Raw genomic sequence first — 8,389 nt, forward strand, 5'->3', positions numbered from 1 at the left:
CGCGGGCCTACTCGGTGACCATCACAGGATCATTCGGGAAGGTACGCCCTCCGCGTCCTGCCCGGGGCTGATCCACAGGTCTTGAGCATTGCTCGGGCCGCGACGGCCCCCATCCGAATTCACCAGGTCCGCACTGCGCTTCTGAAGCAGTATCAGGGACTCATCTACGATGCAGACCTCAAGGGATATGACCAGCAGGGCTATGAGCAGCGCTTCCTCTCTCGGGCGCTGACGGCTGCTGCCGTGCGGGAGGTGACGGGTTGCGATCATAAGACCGCTGGCGCTTCTGTCATCGACGGTGAAGACGACCAAGGCATTGACGGGGTAGCCGTCACCGAAGGCACACAAGAGGTCTGGCTCGTTCAGGCCAAGTGGAGTGATGACGGGAAGGGCAAGCTCGACACCAATGCGGCGCACAAGCTCATCGCTGGCCTTCGCCTCATCGAGCAGCGGAGTTTCGACCGCTTCAACGAGCGGCTTGAGCCGATCGCTGCTCGAGTCAATGCTGCGATGCACGATGCCCGTCTCAAAGTGACCCTGGTCATCGCCGTCATGGGTATGGGGACGCTCAGCAAGGAGACCGCAAACGTTCTTGACGACGCCCGGCGAGAGTTCAATGGTCTTGGCCCGGTCCTTGAGTGCCGTGTGGTCCACGCTGCGGACATCCTGCGTCAGATCCGTGAGGACCTGGCTCCCGACCCTGTGCGGGTGACCGTGCGGATGACGAACTGGCTCCGGCGGAACACACCGCTCGTCGCCTACCAAGGAACCGTCCCGGCGAGCAACGTCGCTGACTGGTATCAGGAGCATGAAAGCCGGCTGTACGAGCAGAACCTGCGTCAATCTCTCGGTACGACCCGCGTGAATTCAGGCATGCTTGGCACCCTGGTTGACGAGCCGGAGAACTTCTGGCTCTTCAACAACGGAGTGACGGTGCTGTGTGATCGACTGGAGGAGGAATGGCCGGGACGCCGTCGTCCGGACGAGCCCGTGCATCTGCACCTCTCTGGGGTCAGCGTCGTAAACGGTGCACAGACTGTCGCGGCCGCCCACCGTGCCACGAAGACAGCTCCAGATGCGGTCGAAGATGCCGAAGTTACGGTCAAGGTGATCGTCGTCGACAAAGGTATGCCAGATCTCGCGCAGCGGATCACCGAGACGACGAATACGCAGAACCACGTGGAACAGCGCGACTTCATCGCCCTGGACGAGGTGCAGGCGATGATCCGTGAGGACTTCATGCTGTCCCTGCAAAGGTCCTATGTGTTCAAGCGTGGTGAGCCTGACCCGGCGCCCGACGAGGGTTGCTCTGTGGTGCACGCTGCCATCGCCCTGGCTTGTGCGCACCGCAACACTGAGCTCGCCGTACGAGCAAAGCGGGACACTGACCTTCTCTGGGAGCGCGGAAGTGGAGGCGCCTACCCTCGCCTTTTTGGGGAGCGGCCGGGAGCCTTCCAGATCTGGCGCTCTGTACTCGTGCACCGCGCGGTGGGTACTGCCCTCAACGAGGAACGCAAGAGGTTCCAGAAGCGAGCGGCCGACGTGAGTCAGCGAGGTGACCTGCTCGTCACGCATCTGGTCTTTCAGCTTCTTGATCAGGACCGCATCGATGATCCGGAGTACGACTGGGACGTGGCCCTTCGTGAGGTTCCCTCACTCACCAATCGCGTCCTGTCCTGGCTAATCCACCACATCGACTCCGAGTACGGACAGACCTCCTTCCTCAGTGGGACGCTCACTGACGCCGGGCGCTGCAAACGCCTCGCGGAGCTGGTGCTGCGTGACGCCCAGCGCGAAGGAGTCATCCCCGACCTGCCGGCCATCTATAGCGCCACCAGGGGCAGCAATCGCAAGCCGCGCCGTCCTAACGCTGTACCCACCCTGGTGGACTACGGAAGGATCGCGGACGGGACGCCGGTTCGCCTGCGTTTGTCGAACAAACCTGAGATCGACGCGCTCACCCCGTGGCTTGCCGAGGACCCCAGACGTGGTCAGGCAACCTGGGTAAACGACCGAACGCGGTGCCTCGTGTGGGCGGTTGACGGGCGCGCTTACTCACCGACGCGCTTGGTCCTGAACTTGTACGAGTTTGCGGGCTGGGACGAAGCTCCTGTGGCTGTCCAGGGCCCTGCACGTTGGACGCTGGACGGTGTTGCGACTCTCTCGGAGCGAGCGCGGGCATTGCTTGACGAGCAGGCCGAACAGGAGTGAGCGTCTGTCCCTTGAGGGCAGCCACTGAGCGTAGGTGCGTCATGGCTGCTTACTCACGCCATGGCGGACGCCAGTCCAGCTTCGGACCGTCAACTGTGCCGACCTCGGCGCGATGAGAAGGTGTTAGCGCGCCGTCAGGCATGCCCCCAAGACGTGATGGGGCACCCGAGCAGTGCGACGAGGCCCGGCACCAGCACGGGTGCCGGGCCTCGTCGCGTTCGTCAGTCGACGAGGTAGTGGGCCTCGATGTAGGCGACGGTGGAGTCGTACGGTTCCCCGACGGGCTTCAACATGTACCGGCGGAAGACCGCGGCTGTGGCGCGCCGGGCGCCCCGATTGCGGGCGTCCGCGTTGTCCCATGCCTGGGCGAGGGTGCGAGTGACCACTTGGTCGATCTCTTCGGCCAGGTTCCTCTCCGTGACCGTGAGTCCAGACGGCGCGTGATCGAGGATGATCCGTGACAGCACGCCCACATGGTCGTCGTCGAGCACGACTGCTTCGTCAGGGTGCTTCTCGGCATTCACGATGGCGCGGGCGATCCGAAGTGCCTCGGACAGGAACTCCAGGGCGTCCTGTGCGTTCTGGATGATCCGATCCCGCAGCTGCTTGATCCGCTCCGCAAGGGCCGTGTACTTCGCGGACCCCGGTTCGACGCCCTTGTCGAGGGCGGCCTTGATGTGATCCAGGATTTCCGCCGCGGATGGTGGCCTCTTGTCCTCGCCGCCGTCCTTGGTGGACTTGGGGCGGACGAGGGTCAGCAGCTCCTTGAGTATGGCGATGCCCTGGGCGTCCAGGACGAGGGCCTCCTCCTGGGAGGCGACCACGGAGAAGGAGTGGACGTGGGCGTTGATGATCTCCAGGACCATCGGCCCCAGCTCGGCCAGCCGTTCCTTCCTTTCCTCGTCGGACGACTTCTTGAACAGGGTCGTGTAGACGGATCCGAACAGCGCGAAGCCGTCCCGATTCTTGGCGACCCGCTTGTCGGTGTTGATGAGCGGGTACAGGCGGGCCAGGAGTCGGTAGTCCTTGGAGAACACCTCGGCGGCGCCCGGGTTGGAGTCCAGGAAAACGTTGATGGCTCGCACGGACTCGTATCCGTGGACCGCGAGGTCCAGGTCGTCCACGTCTACGAAGAGGTCTTCGATCCGGGCGAAGACGGTGCGGAATTCGGCGACCAGCTCAGACAGGTCGGTGACGAACCCGCCACCCTTGCCGGCCCCCGTCGCGGTGGGGTCGGCAACGGCCCGCTGGACTTCTTCGGCCAGGCCGATGTAGTCGACAACCACGCCCGAGGTCTTCACGAACCCGGTCGGGGACACCCAGGTGCGGTTCGGACGGGTGATCGTCTGGAACAAGGTGTGGGCCTTCAGTGGCTTGTCCAGGTACAGGACGCCCTCGTTGGGGGCGTCGAACCCAGTCATCAGCTTCGCGGTCACCACCAGGAAGCACAGCGGGTCGTCGGCGGCGAGGAACCGGCGCTTCTGCTCCTCCTCCTCGGTCTCCGAGAGCTGGTACGGCCGCATAGCGGGGTCTTCGTCCTTGGAGTCCGAGACGGAGATGTTCACCTCGGCGGTGATCCGCTCATGCTTCCCGACCTCGGCGAGCACCTGCGACGCCTCGAAGCCCGCCAGCAGCTCGTTGATCTTGTCCGTGTACGCCACGGCCAGCTCGCGGTTGAAGGCGACGACCTGGGCTTTGAGGCCGTTGCGGTACGCGCCGGCCAGGTAGTGGTCCACGATGTCCTGGCAGACCGCTTGGATGCGGTTGGGGTTGGCGAACACCGAGGTGAGCCGCCCGAACTTGCGGGACAGGGTTTCACGGTCGGGATCGTCGAGGTCGAAGTCGTCTGCGAACTGGTCGAACTCGGCCTGCAACGCCTGGTCGTCTATCTCGAACGAGACGGGGCGCGGGTCCAGCATGACCGGGACGGTCGCCTCGTCCAGCAGAGACCGGGACACCGAGTAACGGTGCAGCACCCTGCCCGGGTCGGCCTCCTCACCGAAGAGGGCGAAGGTGTCGGTGGCGAGGTTTCTGATGGGGGTGCCGGTCATGCCGAAGAACTTCGCGTGCGGCAGCGCTGCGCGCATCTGGCCGGCCAGGGACTTCGACTTGGCGGACTGTGTGCGGTGTGCCTCGTCGATCAGCACGATGATGTTGTCTCGGGTGGACAGGTTCTTGCCGGCGTCGGCGAACTTGTGGACGGTCGTGGAGATGACGCCGCGCACATCGTCGGCCAGCAGGGCACGCAGTTCGGCGCTGGTTGCGGGCTTGTGGAAGTAGGCGTCCCCCATCGCGGAGGTGAACACGCCAGAGGTCTGCCGCACGAGCTGGGTCCGGTCCGAGAGCAGGATGATCGTGGGAGACTCGGTTCGGGTGTCGGCCAGCAGCAGCGAGGCGGCGAACACCATTAGCAGGGTTTTCCCAGACCCTTGGTGGTGCCAGACCAGTCCCTTGGACCCGCCCCCCAGGACCCGATCGTGGATCAGGTGCGCGGCCTCCATCTGCGGATAGCGGGGAAGGTACTTCTTGTCCGCCCCGCCCCCGGAGGTGTCGAAGAGAGCGAAGTTGGCAAGCATGTCCAGGACCGTCGCCGGGTTGAGCAGCAGCTGTACGGAGCGCTGCACGTCAGCCTGTCCGGACAGGTTCTCGTCGTCGGCGGTAGACCGGAACGGCTGCCACAGGTTCGTGGGAGCGCGAACGGCACCGAACCGCAGCTTCAGCCCATCGGAAGCGACGGCGAAGACGTTGGGGGTGAAGAACCATGGGTACTCGGTGGCGTACACGTCGTTGATCTCGCGGGCGGCGTCGGCCCACCCAGACTTCGCGGTCGGGGACTTCACCTCGACCACTACCAGGGGCAGGCCGTTGACCCAGTACACGAGGTCGAACCGGCGGGAGGTCTTGCCGGGGACGGTTATGGTCACCTCGTCCGACACGACCAGTGAGTTGGCAGTCGGACGCTCGAAGTCGATGACCTTCAGGGGATGCCACACACCGTCGGCATCCCGGAACTCCTTATGTCCGCGCAGCAGGCGCAGCACCTGCTCGTTGGCACGAACCAGTCCGCCTTCGACGGCGTTGACGGTGGAGATGATCTCGTCGACCACCGCGTCCACGTCGAATCCGTCGATCACTTCGGGATTTAACCGGATTATGGTGTCCCGCAACTGACTGTTAATTACCGTCTGTGTCGTCTCGCGCAGTAGCGACCTGCCCGCTACGAAGTCCCAGCCCATTGGGAGGGACCACTGGATCATCAGGTTTTGGAACTCACGCTCCCGAATTCCTTTCGCCACGGCTCAGACCTCCAACTCGGGGGATTCGATGTCGATGGTGCGGTCCAACAGCCCTGACAGCAACCCTGCCCGAACCGTGCCGAGCCTGGCGGCCTCGGCTCGGATCGCAGCGATCTGACCCTCAATCGCATCCAGAGCCTCCGCTGCCTGCTCTTGCTCACGCCGGGACGGAACGGGAAGCACCACCGACAGGAGCTGGTCAGGATTGAGGCGCTTACGGCGCTGCACGGTGCCGACGACCCTGCTCTGCATCTCAACCCACAGGCGAGGTGTCCGACAGACGTGCTTCATCCACCCCGGGACGATGTCACTGGCAAGGGTGAAGGTCGGGAACTCATTGCTCGCCACGAAGCCGTCGAACTCCGCAGGGACCACGGTGATCGGCCCCTCCCAAGCAGTCAGCTTCCGCATCACCACCTGGTTCTCCCGAAGGACATTCATAGCGGCGTACTCGGTGTCTGCCCCGTCGAATTCATCCTTGTCTACGAGTCCCTTGCCGGCGTTGAGCACTCCAGCGAGGTGGTAGGTCGTCCCCGATTCCATCGGTGTTCGTGTGATGTCGAGGTGCATTACCTCGCCGAGAGGCCGCGACTCGGCCTCATCGCCCTGAGAGGTACGCCAGAGCAGAGACGCCGCGGCCCGATACACACCTTGCAGTGCCACAGCCTCAGCTTCGAGCGCGGTGATCTGGCCGTCGACAGCACCGATGACTTCGACGATCCGCTCCTGCAACGGCATTGGCGGCAAGGCAACGCTAATCTCGTAAGCCCGGCTGCGGGTCAGACCAGGAACGCCGGTCTGGGTGGCGAGCTCTGTCAACTTTGCGTTGACGAGTAGGAGGTGGGCGAACTCCATTCCAATCTGGGCGGAGTTCTTGACTGAAACGTAGAAAGCGGTGTCGATAGGGGAAAAGTCGCCTTGGCTGAAGTTGACAGTGCCTGAGGAGCCCGTCCCCTTCCGTCCAACGATGACGCCAGGTCCCTTCACTAGTGGCTGAGAGTGATAACCGACGATGCCGTTGCTCCCGTAAACGGGGAATCCTTGACCGTCTCGAGCCTTCTCGGGTAGCGGCTTGCCGTACTCAAGGGTCAGCAACTCACCGACCGTCGTCTGCCACCAGTCACTCATCGAAGCCCTCGATTCCAGCGTCGGCGAGAACGGCGAGCATGCGCTGCTCGGTCTTCTGGCGCTCAGCGCGGGCGATGTTGTAGGCATCGATGAGGGTGCCGAGGTCTTCCTGCTCGGCGGCGGCCTGCTTGACGTACCGCCCGATGTTGAGGTCGTACCCGCTCGCCGCGATCTCCATGGTGGGGACGAACCGAGCCGAAAGGCCGGCCTCTACAACGGGGTCGACCGGGTTGCCGCCGGCGTCGAACTTTGAGTGGTAGGCAGCCACCGTGTCAGCGATGTCCGCCGCGGCCAGGATATTGCGGTTCTTAGCCTTGGAGAACCGCGTAGAAGCGTCAATGAACAGCACGCCGCCCTGACGCTCCGGGGCCTTGGTGCCGGGGGCACGGAACACGAGGATGCAGGTCGGGATCGTCGTGCTGTAGAAGAGGTTCGAGGGTAGCCCGATCACGGCTTCCAGGAGGTCGTCGTCCAGGACGCGCTGACGGATGGCTGCTTCCTGGCCGCCGCGGAAAAGGACGCCGTGGGGCAGGACGACGCCGGCACGCCCCTTCTTCGGGTCCATGCTGGCGATCATGTGCTGCACGAACGCCCAGTCCGCCGACGACTGCGGGGCCACCCCGCCGATGGCACGCGGGTCGTTGCTCCAAGGCTTCCACTTCAGGCTGTAGGGCGGGTTAGCGAGGATCACGTCGAACTGCGCGACCGTGCCGTCCGGCTTCGTGAAGCGCGGGTCCTTCAGGGTGTCGCCGACCTCGACTTTGAACTGGGTGAGGTTGTGCATGAAGAGGTTCATGCGTGCCACACCCGCAGTGTCCGGTACGGACTCCTGCCCGTGCAGCTTGAGGGTGTAGCCGCGCCCACCGTGGGCCTTCAGCAGGCTCGCGGAGGCGATGAGCATGCCGCCCGACCCGCAGGTTGGGTCGTACACCGACTCGAAGCTCTTGGGCTCCAGAACCTCGACGATCAGCTCGACGACCTCGCGCGGAGTGAAGAACTGGCCGGCGCGGGTGCCGGACCCGTCGGAGAACCGCTTCAGCAGGTATTCGTACGCTCCACCGAGCACGTCATGGGACATGTTGCCCTCGTGCATCTTCGGAGTGCGGTCCATCGCCTGCATGACCGCAGCCAACACCTCCCCCGCCAACACCTCTTCGGATGCCCAGGCCATGGATCCGAACAGGCGGGAGAACTTGTCAGGGTTGGCCGTCTCGATGGCCTGCAGGGAGGCGCGGACCCGCTGACCCAAGCCGGGCTGAGTGACGGTGGCCAGGATGGACGACCAGGAGGCACGGCGCTCGGCGACGGTGCCAGGGTGGATGGAGGGGATCTTGAACGTCTGGTAGGTGCGGTACTCGACCTCGTTGGCTTCCTCAGCTGAGAGGCCGAGGTCCTCGTTCTCTTCGAGGAAGGTCTGGTGGTTGTGCTCCCAGGTGTCCGACAGGTACTTCCAGAACATCAGAGGGAAGACGACCGAGGAGTATTGCGCCTCGGGCATCGCCACGCGCAGCTCGTCGGCTGCGTCCCACAAGCGGTTCTCGATCTCCTGCTGGGTCACTGCCATCAGTCGGGGGTGTCCTTGTTCGTCAAAGGGCGGCGGCCGAGGGCCGTGGTAGTCCCTCTGTCCACCCAGTGCTGGCGTGCTCGGCATGTGCATGGCCTCCAGCGCGGCGCGGGCGCCCGGCAGTTCGGGGAGGCCGTAGGGCCAGGTGCCGGCGTGCGGGGAGCCGTAGTAGGTCTCCCAGTCGGCCGGG

General features: G+C 64.3%; 4 protein-coding genes. 1 reads left to right on the top strand and 3 read right to left on the bottom strand.

The genetic code is table 11. The features are described from left to right. Positions 1-81 precede the first annotated feature (81 nt). Complete coding sequence (locus AB0E19_RS37825; RefSeq protein ID WP_362189544.1) at positions 82-2,211, top strand: AIPR family protein; 2,130 nt, start codon at positions 82-84, stop codon at positions 2,209-2,211. A 221-nt stretch (positions 2,212-2,432) separates the two neighbouring features. On the opposite strand, the gene AB0E19_RS37830 is transcribed toward AB0E19_RS37825, so the two are convergent. From AB0E19_RS37830 to AB0E19_RS37840, 3 genes are all read right to left on the bottom strand, one after another. Beyond that, on the bottom strand, positions 2,433-5,507 hold the full coding sequence (locus AB0E19_RS37830; RefSeq protein ID WP_362189547.1) for an HsdR family type I site-specific deoxyribonuclease: 3,075 nt from the start codon (positions 5,505-5,507) through the stop codon (positions 2,433-2,435). 3 nt (positions 5,508-5,510) lie between these two features. Next, positions 5,511-6,635: a restriction endonuclease subunit S gene (locus tag AB0E19_RS37835; RefSeq protein ID WP_189804610.1), complete on the bottom strand. Its 1,125-nt coding sequence runs from the start codon at positions 6,633-6,635 to the stop codon at positions 5,511-5,513. Then, positions 6,628-8,389, bottom strand: a 1,762-nt coding sequence (locus AB0E19_RS37840; RefSeq protein WP_362189551.1) for an N-6 DNA methylase, incomplete at its 5' end; no start/stop codon positions are given. The genes AB0E19_RS37835 and AB0E19_RS37840, both read right to left, overlap by 8 nt.

The organism is Streptomyces sp. NPDC047974 (assembly GCF_040653375.1).
GTDB lineage: Bacteria > Actinomycetota > Actinomycetes > Streptomycetales > Streptomycetaceae > Streptomyces.

Bases quoted from the DNA above. Each gene is read 5' to 3' on its own strand.
- AB0E19_RS37835 (WP_189804610.1), bottom strand. From the start codon at position 6,635: ATGAGTGACTGGTGGCAGACGACGGTCGGTGAGTTGCTGACCCTTGAG.